Source organism: Shinella sp. H4-D48 (assembly GCF_022637395.1).
GTDB lineage: Bacteria > Pseudomonadota > Alphaproteobacteria > Rhizobiales > Rhizobiaceae > Shinella > Shinella sedimenti.
In genome coordinates, this window is the sequence record NZ_CP093337.1 from 2852197 (window position 1) to 2876331 (window position 24135).

Below are 24135 nucleotides of genomic sequence, written 5' to 3' on the forward strand. Positions count from 1 at the left end.
TAACGGACAGTAAAGAGCGGCACGGAATTACGCTTCCTGACCCGCGGCATGGCCGGAAGCCCAGGCCCATTGGAAATTGTAGCCGCCGAGCCAGCCGGTAACATCCACCGCTTCGCCGATGAAATAGAGCCCCGGCACCGCCTTGGCCACCATGCTGCGGGAATCGAGCGCGGCCGTGTCGATGCCGCCGAGCGTGACCTCCGCCGTGCGATAGCCTTCCGAGGCCGGCGGCCGGAACCGCCAGTCGCGCAGCTTTTGCACCAGCGCATCGGTCCGCTTTCCGGAAAGTTCGGCGAGCGGACCATCGATGCCAAGATCGGTTACGATCAGTTGCGCGAGCTTCTTCGGAATATGCTCGGCAAGGACCGTCTGCACCGCCTGCCGGCCGTTCTGCTTGCGGGCAGAGACGATGATCGCGGCAAAGTCGAGATCGGGGCGAATATGCAGGCCGATCTCCTCACCCTCACGCCAATAGGAGGAGATTTGCAGGATGGCCGGGCCGCTCAGCCCGCGATGGGTGAAGAGTGCAGCCTCGCGAAACTCGGTCTTGCCATGGCGTGCCGCCACGTCGACCGCGACGCCGGGCAAGCCCTCATGCGCGGCAAGTGTGGCGGGATCGAGCATCAGCGGCACAAGGCCGGCACGGGTTTCGGTGACGGGCAGCCCGAACTGCTCGGCGACACGATAGGCAAATCCCGTGGCGCCCATTTTCGGAATGGATTTTCCGCCCGTGGCAACAACAAGAGAGGCCGCTTCGACAGCACCTTGCTCCGTCGATACGCGGAAAGACGTCCCGTCATGCGCGATGTCGCCGATCGGCACGGAAAGCCTGAGTTCGACGCCTGCAGCCTTCATCTCGGTCAGCAGCATGGCGATGATGTCCTTTGCCGAATTGTCGCAGAAGAGCTGACCGAGCGTCTTCTCATGCCAGGCGATGCGGTGCCGCTCGACGAGATCGAGGAAATCGCGCGGCGTATAGCGGGCGAGCGCCGACTTGGGAAAATGCGGGTTGGCCGACAGGAAATTCTTCGGGCCGGCATGGATGTTGGTGAAGTTGCAGCGACCGCCACCGGAAATCCGGATCTTCTCGCCCGGCGCCTTCGCATGGTCGAGAACGAGCACACGGCGCCCGCGCCTGCCCGCCTCGATGGCGCACATCATGCCTGCCGCGCCGGCCCCGATAATGACGACGTCCCGCCGCTCTGCCACGTTGAAATCCTCTTTTCCCCTCTCATTCGGCCATAGCCGAAGAATGTCAATCCGGGGAGGAAAATGGGAAATAGGATGGGAATCGTCCTTTCCACCCACAGGGGGGAGCTAGCCAAGCATCAATCTGTGTCTATGATGACGCATCATCAACCAACCCCGGTGTCTCATGCCGTCCAGGAAGAAAGTCGTTACGCCCACCATAGAGAAAGCAGCACGCTCCACGAAAATCCCTCCCGCCATCAGCGTGCCCCGCGGAGTAAAGACCTGGAAGGACGCCGCAGACTGGCTTCGTGCCCGCGGCATTGAAGACATCGAATGCATCACGCCGGATCTCGCGGGCGTACCGCGCGGCAAGATGATGCCATCGTCGAAATTCACCTCGAACACGTCGCTGGCGCTGCCGTCGGCGCTGTATCGCCACACGATCTCCGGCGACTATCCCGAGGAAACCGGCAATTTCCGTTATGAGCCGCGCGACAGCGACCTCAAGCTGGTGCCGGATCTTTCCACCCTTTCCGTGGTGCCTTGGGAAAGCGATCCGACCGCGCAGGTGATCTGCGACATCGTCGGATCGACGGGCGAGAACGTGCCCTATACGCCGCGCAACGTTTTGAAGAACGTCGTGCAGATGTACCGCGAGCGCGGCTGGAAGCCGGTCGTCGCGCCCGAGATCGAGTTCTATCTCGTTGCCGTCAACGATGACCCGGATTATCCGTTGCATCCGCCGAAGGGCCGCTCCGGCCGCGCCATCCAGGGCGGACAGGGCTATTCCATTGCCGGCATCAACGAATTCGACGAACTGATCGACGACATCTATCACTTCTCGGAAAAGCAAGGCCTCGAGATCGACACGCTGATCCACGAGGAAGGCCCCGCGCAGCTTGAAATCAACCTGCGCCACGGCGACCCCATCGAACTGGCCGACCAGGTTTTCCTGTTCAAGCGCACGATCCGCGAGGCGGCGCTGAAGCACGGCATCTACGCCACCTTCATGGCCAAGCCCATGCAGGGTCAGGCCGGGTCGGCCATGCACATCCACCAGTCGGTGGTGGAGCTCGACACGGGCAGGAACGTCTTCTCCAATACGGATGGATCGCCCTCGAAGGAGTTCTTCCATTTCATTGGCGGCATGCAGGCCTATGTGCCGAAGACGCTTGTCATGATGGCGCCCTATGTGAATTCCTATCGCCGGCTGACGCCCGACATGTCTGCACCGGTCAACAATGCCTGGGGGTACGACAACCGCACCACGGCCTTCCGCGTGCCGGTTTCGGACGCGGCCGCCCGCCGTATCGAAAACCGCCTGCCGGGATCGGATGCCAATCCGTATCTCGCGCTCGCGGCATCGCTCGGCTGCGGCCTGCTCGGCATCATGAACGAGATCGAACCGAGTCCTCCCACGGAGGATACCGCCAACGAGGGTACGATCGATCTGCCGCGCGGCCTGCTTGAGGCCGTGTCGCTGCTCGAATCCGATCCCGCACTGGCGGATGTTCTCAGCGCGGAGTTCATCGGGCTCTATGCCGGCGTCAAGCGCGGCGAGTTCGAGACCTTCATGCAGGTGATCAGCCCCTGGGAACGCGAGTTCCTGCTGCTCAACGTCTGAGCGGCCGGCGGTCCGGGCCGCCTGTAACCTTCCGAGAAGCGGCCGGCGCCCCGGTGCGCCGCCGCAGCCTCTTGCCCTATGAGTGTGCGTTATGCCCTGGCAAAGCCCGATTTCACCCGGCGTCTCCTGGTATGAAGCAAGCGTTGGAGACCGCCCCGAATATGAGCCCCTCGACGGCTCGGTGGAGACAGATGTCGCCATTGTCGGCGGCGGCTTCACCGGCCTTCAGGCCGCCTATAACCTCGCCCTAAAGGGCGTGCGCGTGACGCTCATCGAGGCGCACCGCTTCGGCGACGGTGCGTCCGGCCGCAACGGCGGCCAGCTCGGCACCGGCCAGCGTGCCGAGGCGGAGGAACTGGAAGCCGAACTCGGCTACGAGCGCGCCAGAGCCCTGTTCGATCTTGCGGAAAACGCCAAGAAGCACATCCACGATTTCGCCGCTGCCCGGAATCTCGACATTGAGTACATGCCCGGCCAGCTCAATGTGAGCCACAAGGCAAGCTACGAAAAGGACTTCCGCGATCATATCGAGATCGCTGCGACCCGCTTCGGCTATCCGCACATGCACTTCATGGACCACGCCGAAACCGAGGAGCGCGTGGGCTCGAAGCGCTTCTTCTTCGGCATCCGCGACACCGGCACCGGCCATATTCATCCCATGAAGCTCATCGTCGGCATCGCACGGGCGGCGCATGAGGCGGGTGCCAATCTTCATGAAAGGACCCCTGCCCTCAAGATCGAGCGGGCCGGAGGAAAAGCGGTGATCACGACGGCGCGCGGCACCATCCGGGCCGACAGGGCCCTGATCGCCTGCAATGCCTATATCGGCAATCTGGAGCCGAAGACGGCGGCGCATGTCATGCCGATCCGCTCCTTCATCGGCGCGACCGTGCCGCTCGGGAAGTTCCCGTCGATCATTCCGGGCGGGGAATCCATCGCCGACACGCGCTTCGTCGTCCGTTACTTCCGCAAGACGCGCGACGGTCGCCTGTTGTTCGGCGGACGCGAGGCCTATACCTCCGACAACCCGGACGACATGACACCGCCCATCCGCCGGCAGATCGAGGAGGTCTATCCCGAACTCGAGGGCATAGAGCTTACCCATGCCTGGGGCGGATCCGTCGGCATCACCATGCCGCGCAAACCCTATGTGCGCGATGTCATGCCCGGCATCACCACGATCGGCGGCTATTCGGGCCATGGCGTCATGCTGTCAAACTACTGTGGCAAGCTCTACGCGGAGGACGTGACCGGCGGCAGCGCGGAGCTCGACCAGTTGAAGGCCCTGAAAATCCCGGCCTTTCCCGGAGGCTCGCGGTTCCGCTCGCCGCTTCTGTTCCTCGCCATGACGTGGTACGCGCTACGCGACAAGCTCTGATCGAGTCGAAGCGTCGATTTTGTTGCGTGGTACGCTGGCGTTTTTAAATCGATTAGATTATAACACCCGCCAATAGAACAGATCGAGATATCCGATGAGCAGCCAGATCATTCCCGTTGAGCCCTTTGACTATGTCGTCTTCGGCGGAACCGGCGATCTTGCGGAACGCAAGCTCCTTCCGGCCCTCTATCACCGGCAGCTCGCCGGCCAGCTTTCCGACCCGACACGCATCATCGGCGCGTCGCGGACGGCCTTCACGGATGCGGAATACCGCAAGTTCGCCGTGGATGCGCTGAAGGAGCACCTGAAGCCCGGCGAATTCGAGGACGAGCAGGTCAAGATCTTCTGCGATCGCCTGTTCTACGTGTCGGTCGACGCCAAGTCCGATGCAGGTTGGGACAAGCTGAAGGAGCTGCTCGACGAGGGCAAGGAGCGTGTGCGCGCTTTCTACCTGGCCGTCGCTCCGGGGATCTTCGGCGACATCTCCGAGAAGATCCGCGATCACAAGCTCATCACCAAGCAGACGCGGATCGTCGTCGAGAAGCCGATCGGCCGTGACCTCGCGTCGGCGGACGAGCTGAACAACACAATCGGCAAGGTATTCCGCGAAGAGCAGATCTTCCGCATCGACCACTATCTTGGCAAGGAGACGGTGCAGAACCTGATGGCGCTGCGCTTCGCCAACGCGCTCTACGAGCCGCTGTGGAACTCCGCGCATATCGACCATGTGCAGATCACCGTTGCCGAGTCCGTCGGGCTGGAAAGCCGCGCCGGCTACTATGACAAGGCTGGTGCGCTACGCGATATGGTGCAGAACCATATCCTTCAGCTGCTCTGCCTCGTGGCCATGGAAGTTCCTTCCTCCATGGATGCGGAAGCCGTGCGCGACGAGAAGCTCAAGGTTCTGCGAGCCCTCAAGCCCATCGATCAGTACAATGTCGAACGCCTCACGGTGCGTGGCCAGTACCGCGCCGGCGCGTCCGCCGGCGGCCCGGTCAAGGGCTATCTCGAGGAACTCGACGGCGGCGTTTCCAACACGGAAACCTTCGTCGCCATCAAGGCCGAGATCGGCAACTGGCGCTGGGCGGGCGTTCCCTTCTATATCCGCACGGGCAAGCGTCTTGCCGCGCGCATGTCCGAGATCGTCATCACCTTCAAGCCGATTCCGCATTCGATCTTCGACCCCTCGGCCGGCCGTATCGAAGCGAACCAGCTCATCATCCGTCTGCAGCCCGACGAAGGCGTCAAGCAGTCACTGATGATCAAGGATCCGGGCCCGGGCGGCATGCGCCTGCGCAACGTCTCGCTCGACATGAGCTTCGCGCAGGCCTTCGACGCCCGTAATGCCGACGCCTATGAGCGCCTGCTGCTCGACGTGATCAGGAACAACCAGACGCTCTTCATGCGCCGCGACGAAGTCGAGGCCGCATGGCGCTGGGTCGATCCGATCCTCAAGGCCTGGGAAGCGACCGGCCAGCAGGTTCAGGGCTACACGGCCGGCACCTGGGGACCCAGCCAGGCCATCGCCCTCATCGAGCGCGACGGCCGCACCTGGCATGAAACGTAAGGAAGGCCGATGAGCGCGAGACTGCATGAATTCAAGGACGGTGCGGCGCTGGCCGAAGGTCTGGCGGATCGCGTATCTGCAGCCCTTGCCGATGCCGTGGCCGCCCGTGGAAAGGCCACCATCGCGGTATCGGGCGGCTCCACGCCGAAAGCCTTCTTCAAATCGCTTTCGACGCGGGGCATCGATTGGGCGAAGGTGACGATCACGCTTGTCGACGAGCGGTTCGTACCGGCCGACAATCCGCGCTCAAACCATCTGCTCGTCGCCGAGAACCTGCTTCAGGGCAAGGCACAAGCAGCGAATTTCCTGCCGCTGTACCGTGCGGCCGAAAGCGCCGACGAGGCCGCCAAAATCGTCTCGCGAGACGCCGAAGCGCTTGGCGTGCCGTTCGATGTTGTCATTCTCGGCATGGGAACGGATGGTCATACCGCGTCGTTCTTCCCCGGCGGCAACAATCTCGCCAACGCAATCTCGGCCGAAACGCCACGCGGCGTCATCACGATGGAAGCGGAAGGTGCCGGCGAAACCCGCCTCACCTTCACCTTCGCCAGCCTTCAGGATGCCCGTCTTCTGGTGCTTCATATCGAGGGCCAGGGCAAGAAGGACGTCCTTGCCGCCGCCGAAAGTGACGGGCCGGAAACCGACATGCCGATCCGCGCCGTTCTACGGCGCGCGGCAACGCCGGTCGATATCTACTGGGCGCCCTAGAGCATTGCCCCACGCCGGAGATTTCTTCGGCTTTCAATGCTCTGGAGCGCACTCAGCCGGCTGAAGCCGAACATGCCCGGCGCATGGCGCCATTGAACCGCGGATCGTGGCAGCTTTCGCGCTCGCCCAGCCGTGTAAAAATGCAATCGAGGAAGTCAGGATAATCCCATGTCCGCCGACAAGCGCATTGAAGCCATCACCGCCCGTATCGTCGAACGCTCCAAGCCGCACCGCGAACCTTATCTTGGCCGCGTGCGTGCTGCAGCTGCCAGCGGCGTGCACCGCTCGGCGCTCTCCTGCGGCAACCTTGCGCACGGCTTCGCCGTCTGTTCCCCCGCCGAGAAGGACGCGCTCGCAGGCGACCGCGTTCCCAACCTCGGCATCATCACCTCCTACAACGACATGCTCTCGGCGCACCAGCCGTTCGAGACCTACCCGGCACTGATCCGCGAGGCTGCTCGGGAAGCGGGCGGCGTGGCGCAGGTGGCCGGCGGCGTGCCGGCCATGTGCGACGGTGTCACCCAGGGCCAGCCGGGCATGGAACTCTCGCTGTTCTCGCGCGATCTCATCGCGATGGCGGCGGGCGTGGGCCTGTCGCACAACATGTTCGATTCGGTCGTCTATCTCGGCGTGTGCGACAAGATCGTGCCGGGTCTCACCATTGCCGCGCTGACCTTCGGCCACCTGCCCGCGGTCTTTATTCCCGCCGGGCCCATGACCTCCGGCCTGCCGAACGACGAGAAGGCGCGGGTGCGCCAGCTCTTTGCCGAGGGCAAGGCCGGCCGCGCGGAACTGCTGGAGGCCGAATCCAAATCCTATCACGGTCCCGGCACCTGCACCTTCTACGGCACGGCAAACTCCAACCAGATGCTGATGGAGATCATGGGCTTCCACATGCCGGGCGCCTCCTTTATCAACCCGGGCACGCCGCTGCGCGACGCCCTGACCAAGGAAGCCGCCAAGCGGGCGCTGGCGATTACCGCGCAGGGCAACGAATTCACGCCGGCAGGCGAGATGATCGACGAGCGCTCCATCGTCAACGGCGTTGTCGGGCTGCATGCCACGGGCGGTTCGACCAACCATACGCTGCACCTCCTCGCCATGGCGCGCGCCGCCGGCATCCTCTTGACCTGGGAAGATATTTCAGAGCTGTCGGATGTCGTTCCGCTGCTCGCCCGCGTCTATCCGAACGGCCTTGCGGACGTGAACCATTTCCACGCAGCCGGCGGCATGGGCTTCCTGATCCAGGAACTCCTGAAGCACGGCCTGCTGCATGACGATGTGCGCACCGTCTACGGTCAGGGCCTCAACGCCTATACGGTCGATGCCCGGCTCGGCGCCAACGGCACCGTCCTGCGCGAGCCCTCGCCGAAGGTCAGCCACGACCCGAAGGTGCTTGCCAGTATCGAGACACCCTTCCAGCCGACCGGCGGCCTGAAGATGCTCACCGGCAATATCGGCAATGCCGTCATCAAGATCTCCGCTGTAAAGCCAGAGCGTCACGTCATCGAGGCGCCGGCCAAGGTCTTCCACGACCAGCTGGACCTGAACGCAGCCTTCAAGGCCGGCGAACTCACGGGCGATTTCATCGCCGTCGTGCGCTTTCAGGGCCCGAAGGCAAACGGCATGCCGGAACTTCACAAGCTGACGACGGTGCTCGGCATCCTGCAGGACCGTGGCCAGCGCGTCGCACTGCTCACCGACGGACGCATGTCCGGCGCATCCGGCAAGGTCCCGGCCGCCATCCATGTGACCCCTGAGGCCGTGGACAACGGCGCGATCGGCCGCATCCGCGATGGCGACCTCATCCGTCTCGATGCCGCACACGGCACGATCGAGGTTCTCGTGGATGCCGCCGAATTCGCCGCCCGCCCGCAGGCGGCGGCCGATCTTTCCGGCAACGAATTCGGCATGGGTCGCGAACTCTTCGCTCCGTTCCGCGCGATTGCCGGCCCGGCGGACCATGGAGCGAGTGTGCTGTTCGCGTAAGGCGAGGAAGCGGCCCCTCATCCTGCTGCCCGATGAGGGGCGAACGCCCATAAAGTCAGCCGTAGATATCCAGCGTCCGGTTCTGGTGGTTGCGGTGCGTGGAATAGACGAAGATGCGCTGCAGGTCCTTTTCGGAGAGCAGTCGCAGGAAGCGGGCTTCCACGATGTCGTTAGGGTATACGCGCTGCGTCAGGCAGCCGATCATCGGGATGCGGGCGCTGACGATATCAAGGTAGAAATTGCGCGGGAGCTGGAACTTCGTCGTCATCGTGATCACGGCGCCGCTGCGCGACAGCTTGATGATCACACCACGGCGGGAGACGAGGTTGACGAGGCCGCCGGTCTCCGTGAATTCGATGCGGGCCTCGTTGCAGGTGTCCTCCATCGGGAACGTTTTTTCCCGATCATACATGAAGGACTCTTCCTTGTTCAGGTAGCTTCCCCGCGATACGTCACCGTAAAATCCCATCAGACTGCTAGCCCCGGCCCTGCATTACTGGGAAATGCTACGATCGCAAGGCTTAACATCGTATTGAACGGCAGGCCTAAATCCTGCCATTCCACACGGTGTCCGACGCCTTTTTTCAGCAGACGCCGTCTCTCAAAGAGACCTGTAGCTCTGCCCCGCGGCATTGAAGAGATGCAGCTTCGTCCTGTCTGCCGTGAAGCGGATCGTATCGCCGCGCTTGACGTCGAGGATGCCGGGGATCTTGGCGATGATCGGCTCGCCCTGCACCAGGCCCTCGATATAGAGCAGCGTGACTTCGCCGAGCGCTTCGACGATCGACACCGTGCCGGCGAAAAGGAAATCGTCGCCGGTCGAGATCTGAAGGTCTTCCGGGCGCACGCCGAAGCTCGCGGACGTCCCCACCTCGGATGCTGCCGTCGCGATATCGACGGTGACGGTACGCCCGCCGGTCAGCTCCAGCGCGGTGGCCGCGCCGGCAGAGGTGATCTTCGCAGGAATGACATTCATGGCAGGCGAGCCGATGAAACGGGCGACGAAGAGATTGGCGGGGCGCTCGTATAGTTCGAGCGGCGGCCCGACCTGCTCGATACGCCCGGCGGACAGTACGACGATGCGGTCGGCGAGCGTCATGGCCTCCACCTGATCGTGCGTCACATAGATCATGGTCGTATCGGCCATCTGCTCGTTGAGCTTGGCGATCTCGATGCGGGTCGCGACACGCAGCGCCGCATCGAGGTTGGACAGCGGCTCGTCGAAGAGGAAGACTTTCGGGTTGCGGCATATGGCGCGACCGATGGCCACGCGCTGGCGCTGGCCGCCCGAAAGCGCCTTGGGCAGGCGGTCGAGATAGGTGGTGAGCTGGAGGATATCTGCAGCCTCACGCACGCGGCGATCGATCTCCTCCTTGCTTTCGCCTGCGATCCGCATGCCGAAGGCCATGTTGTCGTAAACGGTCATATGGGGGTAGAGCGCGTAGGACTGGAACACCATGGCGATGCCGCGCTTCGACGGCGGAACATCGTTGACGCGCTCGCCGTCGATCATCATGTCCCCGCCGGTGATTTCCTCCAGACCGGCGATCATGCGCAGCAGGGTCGACTTTCCGCAGCCGGACGGGCCGACGAAAACGATGAACTCGCCCTGCTTGATGTCGAGATCGATGCCATGGATCACGTCCACGGCACCATAGGATTTGCGGATATCCTTGAGCACCAGCCCTGTCATGTCTCTACCTCCCCTGGTTTTCTGACCGGTTACACAAAGCGGGCAAAGAACCCGCTCCAGGCCGGAAGTTCGATATAGTCGTCATGCATGAGGCTGGCGAAGCCATGCCCCTCCAGCGCCTCGAGCGTGCCGGCGGGAATATCCGCCATGCGCGCGACCGGGCTCATGTTGAAAGTGCAGAAAATCTTCTCATTGCCGTGCGAGCGCACGAAAGAGAGGATCGCCCCTTCCGCCACCTGAAACTCGATCTCGCCCTTGACGAGCGGCACGTGCTCCTTGCGGAAAGTCAGGAAGCGGCGGTAATGCGCAAGCACCGAGGCATCGTCGCCCGCCTGCAGGTTGACCGCACGCTCCAGATGCGCTGGCGGCACGGGCAGCCATGGCTTGCCGGCGCTGAAGCCGCCCGTCGGGTCATTGCTCTCCCAGACCATCGGCGTCCGGCAACCGTCGCGCCCCTTGAAGTCGGGCCAGAACTGGATGCCGTAGGGATCCTGAAGATCCTCGTAGGCGATCTCCGCTTCCGGCAGCGCCAGTTCCTCGCCCTGATAGATGCAGACGGAGCCACGCAGCGAAAGCAGCAGGCTCGACAGCAGCTTGGCATGCGCCTCATGGTCGTTCACGCCCGCGCCCCAGCGGCTGACGTGGCGCACGACGTCGTGATTGGAGAAGGCCCAGCAGACCCATCCTTCGGGGGCCGCCTTTTCCAGCGCATGCTGCGTGTCGGCCACGAAGGCCGGGGTCAGCGGCTCCGGCGCCAGAAACTCGAAGGCGTAGCACATGTGCATCTTGTCGCCGCCCGACGTATATTCACCGGCGATCTCCAGACCGCGCTGGCTGTCGCCCACCTCGCCGACGGCGGCAATCGCGGGGAATTCCTCCATCAGCGCGCGGAAGCGCTTGAGGAATTCCAGGTTCTCCGGCTGGTTCTTGTCGTAGATGTGTTCCTGGTAATTGTAGGGGTTCACGGCCGGCGCGGTCTGCGCATTGCGCCGCTCGGGCGCGAGCGCCGGGTTATCGCGCAGTTCCTTGTCGTGGAAGTAGAAGTTGATCGTGTCGAGACGGAAACCATCGACACCGCGTTGCAGCCAGAAGCGGGCGACCGAAAGCAGCGCGTCCTGAACCTCGGGATTGTGCAGGTTCAGGTCCGGCTGCGAGGTCAGGAAGTTGTGCATGTAATATTGCAGGCGCGTGGGGTCCCACTGCCAGGCTGAACCGCCGAAGATCGACAGCCAGTTGTTCGGCGGCGTGCCGTCAGGCCGGGAGTCCGCCCAGACATACCAGTCCGCCTTGGGGTTCGTGCGCCGCGAGCGGCTTTCGACGAACCACGGATGCCTGTCGGAAGTGTGCGACAGCACGAGGTCGATCATGACGCGGATATCGAGACGATGCGCTTCTTCGATCAGCGCATCGAAATCCGAGAGTACGCCGAAGATGGGATCCACATCCTGGTAATCGGAAACGTCGTAACCGAAATCGCGCATGGGCGAAGTGAAGAACGGCGATATCCAGATCGCATCGACGCCAAGCGATGCGACATGGGAAAGCCGCTCGGTGATGCCCCGAAGATCGCCGATCCCGTCACCATTGGTATCCTGAAAGGAACGCGGATAGATCTGGTAGATCACCGCACCGCGCCACCAGTCCTTGTCCGGCTGGAGAAGCGTTGAACCCGACGTCGTCATTCTCATATGTCCTGTCTGGGCGCGCCGGCCTGACGCTGTGACAGCGCCCGGCCGGTTCGCATATTGCTGGAAATGGTTGTCAGCCCCCCTTCACCGATCCCGCCAGCAGGCCGCGCACGAGGTAGCGCTGCAAGCTGAAGAACACGATGAGAGGAACGATGATGGTGATGAAGGCCGAGGCCGTGAGGATTTCCCAATTACCGCCGCGCGAGCCGAGCAGATTCACCAGTCGGCCGGTCAGCACCAGCTCGTTGTTGCCGGTACCGAGGAAGACCATGGCGACCAGCAGGTCGTTCCAGGTCCACAGGAACTGGAAGATGGCGAAAGAGGCGAGTGCCGGGAAGGACAGCGGCAGGATGATCTTCACGAAGATGTCGAAGTCGCTGGCCCCGTCAACTCGGGCCGACTCCATGATCTCGCGCGGCAGGCCGGCCATGTAGTTGCGCAGCAGATAGACCGCGAGCGGCAGGCCGAAGCCCATATGGGCGAGCCATATGCCGACATAGGTCTTTGCAGGCACCCCGAGGAAGGCGCCGACGCCATTGTAGAGCTTCAGTAGCGGGATCAGCGACATCTGTAAGGGCACAACGAGCAGGCCGACGATGACGGCGATGAGGATCGCGCGCCCCGGGAAGGGCATCCAGGCCAGTGCATAGGCACAGAAGGCCGCGACGAGGATCGGGATGATCGTTGCCGGGATCGCCACCGTCAGCGAATTGATGAAGGAGGCGCCGATGCCTTCGGCATTGAGCACTTCGCGATAGTTGTCGAGGGTGAAGCGCGGCGGCACCGCGGCCGTAAAGAAGATGCGCTGGCCGCGGGTGCCTTCCATCCGCGTGGGCGAAACGATCTCGTAGCTGCCGTCCTCATTCACGGTCAGGGTCTGGCCATCGCCGATATCGGCGGATGTGCCGGCCTCGAACGCCGCTGGCTGCATGGGCCGGACGCCGAAGGCGGACACCTTGCTCGTTCCCCCTTCGATGAGATTGCCCGTGATCACGAACTTGCCATCCTTCTCGACCTGCGCTTCGGGCGAGGCCGCGCGGCCGGTCAGGTTCTGCGAGGAGGTGGAAAGCGCCGTCCACCAGCCGGAGACGGCAAGCTGGTCCTTGTCCCGCAAGGACGAGATCAGCAGGCCCGCGGTCGGCAGCGTCCAGAGCGCGACGAGCAGCAGAACGGAAAGGTGAACGACGATGATGAGGGGCGAACGGGACGTGGCAATCATCTCAGCGCTCCATTTCCTTGGTGGCGTTGCGGATGTTCCAGATCATGATCGGGATGACGAGGACCATGATCACGACGGCGATGGACGCACCGCGGCCGAAATCGCCACCGCCGCGGAACATCCAGTCGAACATCAGGTTCGCGAGAACCTGCGTCTGCCACTGGCCGTTTGTCATCGCCAGCACGATATCGAAGACCTTCAGGACGAGGATGGTGATCGTCGTCCAGACGACCGCGATCGTGCCCCAGATCTGCGGAACCATGATCTTGAAGAAGATCTGGAAACCGTTCGCGCCGTCGATGACGGCAGCTTCGATCGTTTCCTCCGGGATGCCGCGCAGCGCCGCCGAGAGAATGACCATGGCAAAGCCGGTCTGGATCCAGATCAGGATCACCATCAGGAAGAAGTTGTTCCAGAAGGGGATGGTCATCCACGCCTCGGGCTGGCCGCCCATGGCGACGACGATGGCGTTGAGGATGCCGATCTGCTCGGACCCTTCCGAGCGATAGTCGTAGACGAATTTCCAGATGACGGCAGCGCCGACGAAGGAGATCGCCATCGGCATGAAGATCAGAGTCTTTGCGATATTACCCCACCAGATGCGGTCGGTCAGCGCGGCAATCACCAGGCCGAAGAAGGTGGAGAGCGCCGGCACGACGAGCAGCCACAGGAAATTGTTGAAGATCGACTGGCGGAACTCGCCGTCACCCAGCATCCAGCGGAAATTGCTGAGACCGACGAACTGCTGGCCGGAACGGTCGTGGAGGGAGAGGCGTACCGATTCGAAGACGGGATAGACCAGATATATGCCGAGCGCGAAGAGCGCGGGCGCCATGAAAAGCCATGGCCGGATGGCATTGGTGATCCGGAGGTTCTTGGAGGCCTGCGGGCCCGTCAGCCCCTTGGAGGGGAAGATCTTGTCGAGAAGCCAGTTCGTTCCGAAAAAATAGACGACGCAGGCCAAAACGCCCGCCACCATCGTGAGAATGGCGAATAACAACTGCTGCATGGCAACCCCTCCCCAGGAACCTTCCCCAGACGTTCACTTCGGTCCCCACGGGCGCTTTCGCGAAGCACCCGCAGGTCCGGCTGCACTTTCCATGCTTTTGAAAACCGGCCGGCGGATGCCGACCGGTTCACCGGGATTTACTTGATAGCGTCCCAGGCCTTCTGGATGCCTTCGGCAACGTCGGGGGCCGACTTGCCGCCAACGAAATCGACCATGCCGGTCCAGAACGCGCCGGCACCGATCTTGCCTGGCATCAGGTCCGATCCGTCGAAACGGAAGGTCGTCGAATCCAGCAGGATTTCACCCTGCTTCTTCATGGGGCCATTGGCATAGGCTTCCTTGTTGGCGCCTTTGAACGGCGTCAGGAAGCTCGACTGCGCCATCCAGACCTCATGCGCGATAGGCGTCTTGAGGAATTCGATGAAGGCGCGCGAGGCCGGGGTGTCCTTGGTGATCATGGCCAGCGTGCCGGCGCCGAGCACGGGATTGCCGAGTTCCGGCTTGCTGGCATAGGGCGGCATGTAGAAGAAATCCGCATCCTCACCGACGACTGTCCCTTCCGGGAAGAAGGACGGAATGAACGACGCCTGGTGGTGCAGGTAGCACTTGGGCGGCGAGGCGAAGAGGCCTTTCGGGCTGTCGCGGAAGTCGGTGGAGGCGACGGCAGCGGCACCGCCATCGACGAACTTGTCGTTCTTGGCGAACCAGCCGAATTCATCGATCGCGCCGACGACCGCGGCGTCGTTGAACGGGATCTCGTTCTTCACCCACTTGTCGTAGGTTTCCGGGCTCTGCGTGCGCAGCATCAGGTCCTCGACCCAGTCGGTCGCCGGCCAGCCGGTGGCGCCGCCCGAACCCAGACCGATGCACCACGGCGTACCGCCGTCAGCGACGATCTTCTCCGTCAGCGCCTTCAGGTCTTCCATGGTCTTGGGCACTTCGTAGTCGGCATCCTCGAAATTCTCGGGCACGTACCAGACGAGCGACTTCACGTCGATCTTGTAGGGGAAGGCATAAAGCGCGGCACTGCCGTCCTTGCCCTTGTAGGTCGAAAGATCGACCCAGGACTGGCCGGCGGCATAATTGTCGAGAAGCCATTTCTGCGTTTCGTCGCCGAGCGGCGTCAGATAGCCCTTGGAGGCAAGGTCGGCGATCAGACCCGGCTGCGGGAGGATCGCAACGTCAGGCGGGCTGCCGGCCTGCGTATCGATGACGATCTGCTGCTCGTAGTTCTCGGACGAGGAATACTTGACCTCGACGCCCGTCGCCTCGCTGAAATAGGCGTAGACGGCCTTGAACAGGGTTTCGTCCTCACCGCGCCACGGGCCGAAGATCGTGAGCGTCTGCCCTTTGAGGTCGTGGCCCTTCTTGAAGTCCTCAAAGCTCTGCCAGTTGAACTTGGCGTCCTCGCCGGGCTTGAACTTCAAATCGGCCGCGACGGCGCTGCCTGCCAGCACGAGAGCGAGTGCAGCCGTCATCAACAATGTCTTTTTCACCTGATTTGCCTCCCAAAACAGAACCGCCCTCTCCCAGGGCTGGCATTTCCTAAAATAGCCCAAAATTCAAAGCGCTTTGGATTTCCTTTCATCCCACTTCGCCGCCGCTTTCGTCAAGCCCCCCGAAAAGCGACGCATGAAAACTGAGGTTGATGCAGCGCAGCGTCATTTTGCGCCGCAAAATGGCCGAAACCGCTTTTTCCATTTGTTCTTCTGATGTTAGATGCGGCCCACGACGACGCAAGGCATGAGGACGCCGACGGCATCCAAAGCGCTTCGAATTATTCTAGAAAGCTAAGCATGTGAATCTCAAGCAATTGTCGCAATTGCTGGGCCTCTCCCAGACAACCGTGAGCCGCGCGCTGAACGGTTATCCGGAGGTCAATGCGGAAACCCGCCAACGGGTGCTCGATGCGGTGCGGGACACGGGATACCGTCCCAACCGCGCCGCCCAGCGCCTTGCCACCGGCCGTGCCGGCTCGATCGGCCTTGTCATGCCGACCGCCGACGGTATCGAATCCGACGTGCATTTCGGCGAATTCCTGGCCGGCCTCGGTGACGAGGCGGTCAAGCACGATTTCCATTTCGTCATCAATCCGAGCCATCCGGAGGACGAGGTCGCCACCTGCCGCAGGCTGGTGGCGAGCGGCAATGTGGATGCGTTGTTCCTGGCCTATATGCGCGAGAAAGATCCGCGCATCGCCATGATGAAGTCGCTAAAAACGCCGTTCATCGTGCATGGGCGATCCATCGGCATACCGGATGACTATCCCTATCTGGATATCGACAATACGGGCGCGTTCTACGATGCCGCCCGCCTGCTTACGCAACTTGGCCATCGGCGCTTCGCGCTCATAAATGGCCCGGACTATCTGGCGTTTTCCGTCAGGCGCAGGAAAGGCGTGGTGCGGGCGCTTGCCGAGCATGACCTTACCCTGCGCGACGAATGCGTGAATCATGCGCAGATGACCGACGAACACGGTTTTCGCGCCATGCGGGCTTTCCTGCGGCTCGAGGCGCCGCCAACGGCCGTGCTCTGTTCCAGTACGGTTCTGGCGCTCGGCGCCGTCAGGGCCATCAACCAGGCGGGGCTGAAGATCGGCTCGGATATCTCCCTGATCGCCCATGACGACGTGCTACCCATGCTGAAACCGGAGAACTTCATGGTGCCGCTGACGACGACGCGCTCGTCGCTGCGCGCCGCAGGCCAGCGCATTGCCCGTCGGCTGATCGCCCAGATCCTCCAGCTGGAAACACTGCCCCAGCATGAACTTTGGAAGACGGATCTCATCGTGCGCGCCTCGACCGGCCCTGCGCCAGCCGAGAGATAAAGCAGCAGAAATGAAAAAGGCGCCCGCGGGCGCCTGTCTTAGTTGCCGGATCAGAATTTCGGCGGGGTCCTGCCTGCCTTGCGATAGGCGGCGATGACGGTATTGGCCATCAGCATCGCGATGGTCATCGGACCGACGCCACCCGGGACCGGCGTGATGACGCCCGCCACCTTGGCGCATTCCTCGAACGCGACATCGCCGACCAAACGGGACTTGCCTTCGCCCTTTTCGGGTGCGGCGACGCGGTTGATGCCGACGTCGATGACGGTCGCACCCGGCTTCACCCAGTCCGCCTTCACCATCTCCGGCCGGCCGACGGCGGCAACCAGGATATCGGCATTGCGGCAGACGCCGGCGAGATCCTTCGTGCGCGAATGCGCCGTCGTGACCGTCGCATTGGCGGCGAGCAACAGTGCCGACATGGGCTTGCCGAACAGATTGGAGCGACCGATCACGACCGCATTCAGGCCAGACAGGTCGTCGCCATGGACGCGCCGCACGAAAACCATCGCGCCCGCGGGTGTACAGGAAACCAGACCGCCATCGAGATCGCCCGTCGCAACCTTGCCGGCATTGACGACATGCAGGCCGTCGACATCTTTTTCCGGCCGGATCGACTGGATGATCGGATCGGAATTCAGGTGCCGGGGCAACGGCAATTGTACGAGGATGCCGTGGATGCTTTCGTCCGCATTCAGCGTCTCGACGAGACGAGCAAGCTCTTCCTGCGTCGTTTCTTCCGGCAGCGTGTGCTGGATTGAATTGAAGCCGCACTCCTTGGCCATGCGGCTTTTGGAAGAGACATAGGCATGGCTTGCCGGGTCGTCACCGACGATGATGACGGCAAGGCCAGGCTTGATGCCCGTCTCTGCCTGAAGAGCAGCGGTCGCAGACTTCACGGCGTCAATCACGGAAGCGGCAACCTGCTTCCCATCGATAATGGTTGTCACGTTTCTCTCCCTGCAATGATGCACGCACCCTAACGGCGCGCCGGCACCGTGCGATGGCCTTTTAACGCCCTATGCTGTCGAAAACACATAAATTCAAGCGCCGCGTGCCGGAAAGCTGAGATGACAGACAAGGAAATGCATTTTCCCGGCGTGCAGAATGTCGCATTCCGTCCTGTCATTCTGACCGAGAAACAGGAGACGACGAGGATAGAGAAGACAGACCATCGACCAATCTGCTTATTTATCAAGGCATTAAGAAAAGGGTTTATGAAGCGTTAAAAAGCGAGACGGCCTTTTCACGAATTCCTTAAACGGCCTTTCAGGCAGAGTTGCTACATGACGGCGATCAATGCGAGCCCTGAGACAAGAGTATGACGCCCGACCGTATTCGTTCCGCTGACCGCCAAAGCCCGGCGAGCCGCAAGGCTTCTGTCGCGCGCGCATCCCGGCAAGGCCGCGTTCGCAGCAACCCGGTTCCCGGCACCGTCGTTCCAGCGCGGCGCGATGTTCTCGGCCTCGACATCTGCGATTTCGGATGGGCCGATGCTCTCGCTTTTGCCGAGGAGCGGGCCACGATGCCGTTCGGGCAAAGCATCATTGTCTTCGCCAATACCGACAACGCCAATCTCATGATGCGCGATGCGGATTATCGCGCAGTACTGTCGCGCCAGACTGTGCTGCCGGAGGACCGGGGGATCGATCTCGCCGCCCGGCTGCTGCATGGCCAGCGCTTTCGCGCACGGCTGACCGGCGCGGATTTCGTACCGGCCCTGCTCACCTATATCGCAAAGCCCATGCGTATCGCGCTGGTGGGTGGGCATGCGGCCACCTTGAAGAAGGCGGCCGAAATGCTCAGCCGCCATGCGCCGTGGCATAGCATCCTGCCGATCGCCGACGATACCTTCGATCTCGGACAATCGGACGCGATCATGGCGCGCGTAGGCGCCGCGAACGCCGACATCCTCCTCGTTTCGATGGACAGACCGGCCCAGGAAAAATGGATCGACCAACATGTCGGCCCCGGTCATGCCAGGCTTGTTGTGGGTGTCGGGCACCTTTTCGAGACACTGTGTGGTGAAACTCAGTCCGCGCGTCCCTCGACACGAAAGTTCGGGCTGGACTGGCTCTCCCTTCCCTTGCGGAGTGCTTCACGCATGCGGGATAGCGGACCGGTCAATCCGCTGTTCCTCTATCATCTGCTGCGCTACAAGTTCTCCGGCACGAAGACCGGACGCACGAGGCCGGAAATGGCAAAGGCCGGCTCGCTCTGAGCGGCCGGCCATATAGAAGCACTTTCCAAGGTCGGTTCAGTGACCGCCGCTCTTTTCCGCCGGCGCGACGACCGGGACCTCGCCCTTGACCAGGGTTTCGCCGCGCTTGGGCGTGGGATCCTGCACTGCGGCGGTCGTCAGATAATCGATCTGCTCGACATAGACCTCCTCAATGACGTCAGCGCCAAAACGGCGATTGAGCCCCTCCTTGACGACGCCGCGGAAAGCATCGAGATCGAAGCGCCCGGCATCCGCCACGTCGATCATCTTCTTGCCGACAAGCAGCGTGTAGAGTTCGTCCGTGATCATCTCCGGCAGCGGCACGACCTGCTTGGCCGCCAGATCCTTGTTCGCCTTGTAGGCAAGTTTCGTCAGGAAATAGCCACTCACGCCGCCCTCACCGATCACCGGAATGGTGGTCGTATAGCCGGTGACGAATTCCATCGCCGCTTCGTGCTCCGCCGCGGCCGTATCGACCTTGGGGGCCGATGCCATCTTCAGCGAGAAATAGACCGAGGCGAGTGTGATGAGAAGCACCCAGACGCCTGTGCCGACGAGCTTGATCATGTACCGTAACCCAGGCGGAACTGTTCCTGCGAGTAGGTGCCGTCGGCCTCGAGATCCTGCACGGCATTCTTCAGGATACTGACGACCTCACGCACGGCCTCGAGATGGGCCGAAACGCGCTGCGCATTGGTGGCGAGCTTCTCGCGCATGCGGCCAAGTTCGCGCGAGAAGGTCTGCGGCACCTCGTCGGGCCGGACGTCGCGCGACAGCATGGCCAGTTCGTAGAGGCAGCGGCTCTTGTGCGCATTCGAGGTCGACAGGTCGAAATGGGGATCGGTGCCGATATTGTCGTTCTCGTTATCGATGATCGTCTCGAGCCTGCCGAGAACGGTGCGGATGCGCAGTTCGTTATTCGCCTGTTCCATTGTCTTGCTCTCCGCTTATGCTTTCTTGTCGTCTTCCTTGATGCCGGGCGTCAGGTCGGCAAACGCCTGACGCTGCATGGACTGAACCATGCTTGCGGCGATCCGGTCGGTATCGTTCGTGTCCCTGGGATGCGAGGTGACACCGCTCTTGCGGGCAAGGCTTTCGGCCAGCCCGATGCCGCCGCCCTTGGCAAGCGCTTCGCCGAGCTGGTCGGCCATCATGCCGCGCCACATCTCGCCGGCCGTACCCTTGCCGTAAATCTCTTCACTTTCTTCGGGCATCATCGACTTCACGAAGTTCTGCAGCACCATCGTCTCGAACTTGCGCAGATGCTCCGGAACGGCCTTGCTGCCGACTGCATCGACACCCTTCGCCGCCTGGCTCGCAACCGAATCGCGGTTGAGAATGCCGACGGCGGCCTGGAAGCCGGCTCCGGCTTCGGCAAGGCTCGTCGCCTCGAAGGCGGCGCGGTTGGACTTCAGCTTGGCCTGCGCTTCCTGGACCTGCGTCGGATCGGCCGCGCGCACGACATCGAGCACCAGATCACTGGGGGGTGAAATTGCCACGTCTCAGAACCTTTCGGGTGATCCTCAACTGCCGATCCCGTCCTCATGGCGGTTCACCGGCTTCTTGACCATACCGGACAGGCGCCCGCGCCGTATCACGGCAGCATCGGCGAACCTCTTCATCGTCCTGATGCGACTATCGCTGCTCAACCTTACGGGAGGCTGGTGCCGGATGACGAAGCCGTGACGTCGACGCCTGCGCCCTCCACTTTCGCGCAAGCTTGATGAGACGGCGGTAAATCATTCTTATTTACAGTGACTTGTGAGCGTCAGCTCTGCTCGCCTTTATAGGCAAGGTGCTGGTCGATGAGATCGTAGATCGAATCGTCGGCCGCCACGCGATCCTCGGCCTCGCGCGCCTCCTTCATGCGGTCTTCCATCCGGTCGCCCTTGGTGCGCTCGCGCACCACCCGCATTTCGTGCATCTGCTGCACGTTCGACAGCATCTGGTCCTGCTGCTGGAGCTTGTTGTAGTGGCCGGAATAGTGACGCGAGAAGGTGCGGTGCACCGGATTGAGCGAGTTTATCGCATCGACCACCGCATCCATCGTCTCGGCGATCTCACGGCGCTGGCTGGTCGTGGTGGCAAGGTCGATCTCCGCCATCTTCTCGAGATGGCGCTGCACGGTCACCAGACGCTTCAGCTTGTCGGAGCGGTTCTGCGCCATCACCCCCCCTGAAACACCGGCATGAAACCGGCCACGAAGATCTGCAGCAGCGAGGAGACGCCGAAATAGAGGAGAAGCATGCCGCCGATGATGAGATAGGGCAGCGAGATGAAGTAGATCGGAATCTGCGGCGCCAGCTTGTTGATGAGGCCGATCGAGACGTTGAAGACCAGACCATACAGAATGAAGGGGCTCGCGAGCCGCAGCATGATCATGAAAGTCTGCGACAGCGTATCGGTGAGCGTGATCAGCGCGCTCTGCGGATTGAAGCCAGCGCCAAGCGGCATGACGTTATAGGAATCGACCAGCGCCCGTACCACGACGTGATGGAAATCAAGCAGGAACAGGATGAGCAGGCCCGCGAAGGAGAGCAGGTTGGTCAGCTGGTTTTCGGCTGCGTCTTCCAGCACGTCCTGCGTCGGCGGCGCATTGAAGCCTATCATCATCGTCAGCACCGTGCCGGCGAACTGCAGGCCGAGCACGTAGTATCGGGCGATGAGGCCGATCACCACGCCTGTCAGCGTCTCGAAAACGATGAGTTTCAGATAGGCGTCGAGCGATCCTGAGGCGCGCGGGTAGATCGTGTCCCACATGATCGGCAGGATCGCCATGGAAACGGCCACCGCAATGAAGAGGCGGATCTGCATGGAGATACGCGCCGAGGAAAACCCTGGCAGCAGCATGAAGCACCCGCCGACACGGCAGAAGGCGGCGAACAGCGCCAGCACCGTGCCCTGCGGGTCCGTGATCATGAAATGGAGCCGAGAATCTTGATCTCGATGCCCTTGGCAAGCTCGACATGCGAGAGAACCGGCAATGTGGCGAAGAGGCGCTCGATGATCATGCGCACATAAGAGCGGGATTCGGGCGACGTGACCAGTACAAAGGGCGTTCCGCGGTCGAGAAACTCGCGGATAACCCGGGTGGCCTGCTCGGAAAACTCCTCGAGCTGGCGCGGGTCGATGTCGAATTCGACGATTTCGCCCTTCGTGTCGCGCTTGAGCGCCTGATGGAAGACCATGTCCCACTTGTTGCCGAGGCGCAGCACCGGCAGAACGCCGTTTTCCGCAAGGTCGCCGCAGATCTGCTGCGACATGCGGATGCGCACATGCTCGACGATCTGCTCGGTCTTGCGGACATGCGGGGCAAGTTCGGCCACGGCTTCCAGAATGAGATGCAGGTTGCGGATGGAAACGCGCTCGGCGAGCAGCAGCTTCAGCACGGCCTGGAGGCCGGAATAGGACATGTGCGAGGAGCAGATCTCGTCGGCGAGCTTGCGATATTCCGGATCAAGCCGTTCGATCAGCACCTTCACGTCCTTGTAGGAGAGAAGCTGCGGCAGGTTGTTGCGGATGACCTCGGAAAGGTGCGTGAGAACGACCGACACGTTGTCGATGGGATGGAAACCCTCGCGGCGCAGGTCATCGGCAAAGGTCTCGAGGATCGATACCGCCGGCATGCCGAACGCGGGCTCGCGGATATCGTCGCCCGGCACGCTCGGCTTGCGGCCGCCGCCGGTGACGACAAGCACTTCGCCGACGCGCACGATGTTGGAGGCGATCGTCGTGCCGTGGATACGGATCTGATAGGACTTGTCGGGAATGGCGATGTCGTCCGAAACCTTGATCTCGGGCACCACGAAACCGTACTGACCGGCGAACTTCTTTCGCATCTTGCCCACGCGGAAAGCCAGTTCCTGGTGCGCGCCGAGAAGGCGCGTGGAAACCTGCTTGCCGAGAAGCAGCTCGATTTCGGCGGTCTTCAGCACAGACTTGACCGAATCCTTTTCCTGGTCTCGCGTCGCCTGAACCTGCTGGGCCTCCGCTTCGCGCTTGACCCGGTTCTCTTCCTCGATACGGCGCGGGATGACCCAGCTGCCGAAGGCCATCACACCGCCCAGCGCCGTGAAAGGAAGGAAGGGCAGACCGGGAATGATTGCGAGCAGGAACATGAGCGAGGAAGCGACGAGCAGCGCGCGTGGATAGCCGGACAGCTGGTTGATGACCGCCTGGTCCGTGGAACCTGCGGTGCCTCCGCGTGACACGATCAGGCCGGCTGCGAGCGATACGATCAGGGCGGGGATCTGCGAGACGAGACCGTCGCCGACCGAAAGCTTCACGAAAACGTCGGCCGCTTCGGAAAGCTCCATTCCGTGGCGGAAATAGCCGATGATGATGCCGCCGAAGACGTTGATGGACGTAATCAGAAGGCCGGCGATAGCGTCGCCGCGCACGAACTTCGACGCACCGTCCATCGAACCGAAGAAGGAGCTCTCCTCTTCCAGTTCCCGCCGTCGCAGCTGCGCCTGCTTCTCGTCGATCAGACCTGCCGACAGGTCGGCGTCGATCGACATCTGCTTGCCGGGAATGGCATCGAGGGTGAAGCGGGCGCCGACTTCGGCGATACGCGTCGCACCCTTGGTGATGACGATGAAGTTCACCACGATCAGGATCATGAAGACGATGAGACCGATGACGAAGTCGCCGGACATGACGAGGCTGGCAAAGCCCGCGATCACGCCGCCGGCGGCGTCATGGCCTTCATTGCCATGGGAAAGAATGACACGAGTCGTGGCGATATTGAGCGCCAGACGGATCATCGTCGCGATCAGCAGGACCGTCGGGAAGGACGAGAAATCGAGCGGGCGCTGAATCCACAGCGAGACCATGAGGATCAGCACGGAAAAGGCGATGGAGAAGGCCAGCCCGACATCGATCATGAAGACCGGGATGGGCAGGAAGAGAATCGACAGGATCGTCAGGATGCCGACGGCGAAGGCGATATCGCGGCCTCTGGGGCTGACCTTCGGAATGCTGATTGCCGGTACTTGCGCCATCTGAAAGAATCCCGTCTC

Annotated in this window: 22 protein-coding genes; 8 read left to right on the top strand and 14 right to left on the bottom strand. The window is 62.2% G+C overall.

Annotated elements, in window-relative coordinates:
- Positions 1–27: 27 nt before the first annotated feature.
- Positions 28–1209, bottom strand: a complete 1182-nt coding sequence (locus MNR02_RS14010; RefSeq protein ID WP_241947226.1) for an NAD(P)/FAD-dependent oxidoreductase — start codon at positions 1207–1209, stop codon at positions 28–30.
- Positions 1210–1375: 166 nt separating this feature from the next.
- Here MNR02_RS14010 and MNR02_RS14015 point away from each other — a divergent pair, with 166 nt between their 5' ends.
- The 5 genes from MNR02_RS14015 to edd all read left to right on the top strand — a co-directional run bounded on the left by MNR02_RS14015 (position 1376) and on the right by edd (position 8457).
- Positions 1376–2815, top strand: a complete 1440-nt coding sequence (locus MNR02_RS14015; RefSeq protein ID WP_241600534.1) for a glutamine synthetase family protein — start codon at positions 1376–1378, stop codon at positions 2813–2815.
- A 91-nt stretch (positions 2816–2906) separates the two neighbouring features.
- The gene (locus tag MNR02_RS14020) at positions 2907–4193 is read left to right on the top strand and encodes an FAD-binding oxidoreductase (protein ID WP_241947227.1); all 1287 of its coding nucleotides are present in this window, start codon (positions 2907–2909) and stop codon (positions 4191–4193) included.
- Between the two features lie 94 nt (positions 4194–4287).
- Positions 4288–5760 (top strand): glucose-6-phosphate dehydrogenase, encoded by a 1473-nt coding sequence (gene zwf / locus MNR02_RS14025; protein ID WP_241600523.1) that lies wholly within the window; start codon positions 4288–4290, stop codon positions 5758–5760.
- A 9-nt stretch (positions 5761–5769) separates the two neighbouring features.
- Entirely contained in the window at positions 5770–6468 is a 699-nt protein-coding gene (gene pgl / locus MNR02_RS14030) for a 6-phosphogluconolactonase (protein WP_241947228.1), read from the top strand.
- 168 nt (positions 6469–6636) lie between these two features.
- Complete coding sequence (gene edd / locus MNR02_RS14035) at positions 6637–8457, top strand: phosphogluconate dehydratase (protein ID WP_241600519.1); 1821 nt, start codon at positions 6637–6639, stop codon at positions 8455–8457.
- A gap of 55 nt (positions 8458–8512) precedes the next feature.
- On the opposite strand, the gene MNR02_RS14040 is transcribed toward edd, so the two are convergent.
- The 6 genes from MNR02_RS14040 to MNR02_RS14065 all read right to left on the bottom strand — a co-directional run bounded on the left by MNR02_RS14040 (position 8513) and on the right by MNR02_RS14065 (position 15544).
- Complete coding sequence (locus tag MNR02_RS14040) at positions 8513–8926, bottom strand: hypothetical protein (protein WP_241947229.1); 414 nt, start codon at positions 8924–8926, stop codon at positions 8513–8515.
- Positions 8927–9058: 132 nt separating this feature from the next.
- On the bottom strand, positions 9059–10150 hold the full coding sequence (locus MNR02_RS14045; RefSeq protein WP_241600515.1) for an ABC transporter ATP-binding protein: 1092 nt from the start codon (positions 10148–10150) through the stop codon (positions 9059–9061).
- A gap of 29 nt (positions 10151–10179) precedes the next feature.
- On the bottom strand, positions 10180–11832 hold the full coding sequence (locus MNR02_RS14050) for an alpha-glucosidase (protein WP_241947230.1): 1653 nt from the start codon (positions 11830–11832) through the stop codon (positions 10180–10182).
- A gap of 79 nt (positions 11833–11911) precedes the next feature.
- Entirely contained in the window at positions 11912–13057 is a 1146-nt protein-coding gene (locus tag MNR02_RS14055) for a carbohydrate ABC transporter permease (RefSeq protein WP_241600512.1), read from the bottom strand.
- 1 nt (position 13058) lies between these two features.
- Positions 13059–14066 (bottom strand): carbohydrate ABC transporter permease, encoded by a 1008-nt coding sequence (locus MNR02_RS14060; protein WP_241600510.1) that lies wholly within the window; start codon positions 14064–14066, stop codon positions 13059–13061.
- 137 nt (positions 14067–14203) lie between these two features.
- Complete coding sequence (locus tag MNR02_RS14065) at positions 14204–15544, bottom strand: ABC transporter substrate-binding protein (RefSeq protein WP_371746753.1); 1341 nt, start codon at positions 15542–15544, stop codon at positions 14204–14206.
- Positions 15545–15864: 320 nt separating this feature from the next.
- On the opposite strand from MNR02_RS14065, the gene MNR02_RS14070 reads away from it, so the two are divergent.
- Positions 15865–16893: a substrate-binding domain-containing protein gene (locus MNR02_RS14070; protein WP_241947232.1), complete on the top strand. Its 1029-nt coding sequence runs from the start codon at positions 15865–15867 to the stop codon at positions 16891–16893.
- 50 nt (positions 16894–16943) lie between these two features.
- Here MNR02_RS14070 and folD read toward each other — a convergent pair whose 3' ends face one another.
- Positions 16944–17843, bottom strand: a complete 900-nt coding sequence (folD, locus tag MNR02_RS14075) for a bifunctional methylenetetrahydrofolate dehydrogenase/methenyltetrahydrofolate cyclohydrolase FolD (RefSeq protein ID WP_241947233.1) — start codon at positions 17841–17843, stop codon at positions 16944–16946.
- A 120-nt stretch (positions 17844–17963) separates the two neighbouring features.
- On the opposite strand from folD, the gene MNR02_RS14080 reads away from it, so the two are divergent.
- Complete coding sequence (locus MNR02_RS14080) at positions 17964–18122, top strand: hypothetical protein (RefSeq protein ID WP_241947234.1); 159 nt, start codon at positions 17964–17966, stop codon at positions 18120–18122.
- 92 nt (positions 18123–18214) lie between these two features.
- Positions 18215–19114: a WecB/TagA/CpsF family glycosyltransferase gene (locus MNR02_RS14085; protein ID WP_241947235.1), complete on the top strand. Its 900-nt coding sequence runs from the start codon at positions 18215–18217 to the stop codon at positions 19112–19114.
- Positions 19115–19150: 36 nt separating this feature from the next.
- Here MNR02_RS14085 and MNR02_RS14090 read toward each other — a convergent pair whose 3' ends face one another.
- From MNR02_RS14090 to flhA, 6 genes are all read right to left on the bottom strand, one after another.
- On the bottom strand, positions 19151–19681 hold the full coding sequence (locus MNR02_RS14090; protein WP_241600496.1) for a hypothetical protein: 531 nt from the start codon (positions 19679–19681) through the stop codon (positions 19151–19153).
- Positions 19678–20046 carry a hypothetical protein gene (locus MNR02_RS14095; protein WP_241600494.1) on the bottom strand — a complete coding sequence of 123 codons (369 nt, stop codon included), beginning with the start codon at positions 20044–20046 and terminating at the stop codon, positions 19678–19680. Before MNR02_RS14095 ends, MNR02_RS14090 begins: the two co-directional genes overlap by 4 nt.
- Positions 20047–20061: 15 nt before the next feature.
- On the bottom strand, positions 20062–20613 hold the full coding sequence (locus tag MNR02_RS14100) for a rod-binding protein (protein ID WP_241947236.1): 552 nt from the start codon (positions 20611–20613) through the stop codon (positions 20062–20064).
- A 269-nt stretch (positions 20614–20882) separates the two neighbouring features.
- Positions 20883–21281 (bottom strand): hypothetical protein, encoded by a 399-nt coding sequence (locus MNR02_RS14105; RefSeq protein ID WP_241600490.1) that lies wholly within the window; start codon positions 21279–21281, stop codon positions 20883–20885.
- Complete coding sequence (gene fliR, locus MNR02_RS14110; protein WP_241600488.1) at positions 21281–22033, bottom strand: flagellar biosynthetic protein FliR; 753 nt, start codon at positions 22031–22033, stop codon at positions 21281–21283. The genes MNR02_RS14105 and fliR overlap by 1 nt, the downstream gene beginning before the upstream one ends.
- Positions 22030–24117: a flagellar biosynthesis protein FlhA gene (flhA, locus tag MNR02_RS14115; RefSeq protein WP_241600486.1), complete on the bottom strand. Its 2088-nt coding sequence runs from the start codon at positions 24115–24117 to the stop codon at positions 22030–22032. Before flhA ends, fliR begins: the two co-directional genes overlap by 4 nt.
- Positions 24118–24135 lie beyond the last annotated feature (18 nt).

Coding starts and splice junctions, on each gene's coding strand:
- MNR02_RS14015 (WP_241600534.1), top strand. CDS start 1,376: ATGCCGTCCAGGAAGAAAGTCGTTACGCCCACCATAGAGAAAGCAGCA.
- MNR02_RS14020 (WP_241947227.1), top strand. CDS start 2,907: ATGCCCTGGCAAAGCCCGATTTCACCCGGCGTCTCCTGGTATGAAGCA.
- zwf (WP_241600523.1), top strand. CDS start 4,288: ATGAGCAGCCAGATCATTCCCGTTGAGCCCTTTGACTATGTCGTCTTC.
- pgl (WP_241947228.1), top strand. CDS start 5,770: ATGAGCGCGAGACTGCATGAATTCAAGGACGGTGCGGCGCTGGCCGAA.
- edd (WP_241600519.1), top strand. CDS start 6,637: ATGTCCGCCGACAAGCGCATTGAAGCCATCACCGCCCGTATCGTCGAA.
- MNR02_RS14040 (WP_241947229.1), bottom strand. CDS start 8,926: ATGGGATTTTACGGTGACGTATCGCGGGGAAGCTACCTGAACAAGGAA.
- MNR02_RS14045 (WP_241600515.1), bottom strand. CDS start 10,150: ATGACAGGGCTGGTGCTCAAGGATATCCGCAAATCCTATGGTGCCGTG.
- MNR02_RS14050 (WP_241947230.1), bottom strand. CDS start 11,832: ATGACGACGTCGGGTTCAACGCTTCTCCAGCCGGACAAGGACTGGTGG.
- MNR02_RS14055 (WP_241600512.1), bottom strand. CDS start 13,057: ATGATTGCCACGTCCCGTTCGCCCCTCATCATCGTCGTTCACCTTTCC.
- MNR02_RS14060 (WP_241600510.1), bottom strand. CDS start 14,066: ATGCAGCAGTTGTTATTCGCCATTCTCACGATGGTGGCGGGCGTTTTG.
- MNR02_RS14065 (WP_371746753.1), bottom strand. CDS start 15,544: ATGACGGCTGCACTCGCTCTCGTGCTGGCAGGCAGCGCCGTCGCGGCC.
- MNR02_RS14080 (WP_241947234.1), top strand. CDS start 17,964: ATGACAGACAAGGAAATGCATTTTCCCGGCGTGCAGAATGTCGCATTC.
- MNR02_RS14085 (WP_241947235.1), top strand. CDS start 18,215: ATGACGCCCGACCGTATTCGTTCCGCTGACCGCCAAAGCCCGGCGAGC.
- MNR02_RS14090 (WP_241600496.1), bottom strand. CDS start 19,681: ATGATCAAGCTCGTCGGCACAGGCGTCTGGGTGCTTCTCATCACACTC.
- MNR02_RS14095 (WP_241600494.1), bottom strand. CDS start 20,046: ATGGAACAGGCGAATAACGAACTGCGCATCCGCACCGTTCTCGGCAGG.
- MNR02_RS14105 (WP_241600490.1), bottom strand. CDS start 21,281: ATGGCGCAGAACCGCTCCGACAAGCTGAAGCGTCTGGTGACCGTGCAG.
- fliR (WP_241600488.1), bottom strand. CDS start 22,033: ATGATCACGGACCCGCAGGGCACGGTGCTGGCGCTGTTCGCCGCCTTC.
- flhA (WP_241600486.1), bottom strand. CDS start 24,117: ATGGCGCAAGTACCGGCAATCAGCATTCCGAAGGTCAGCCCCAGAGGC.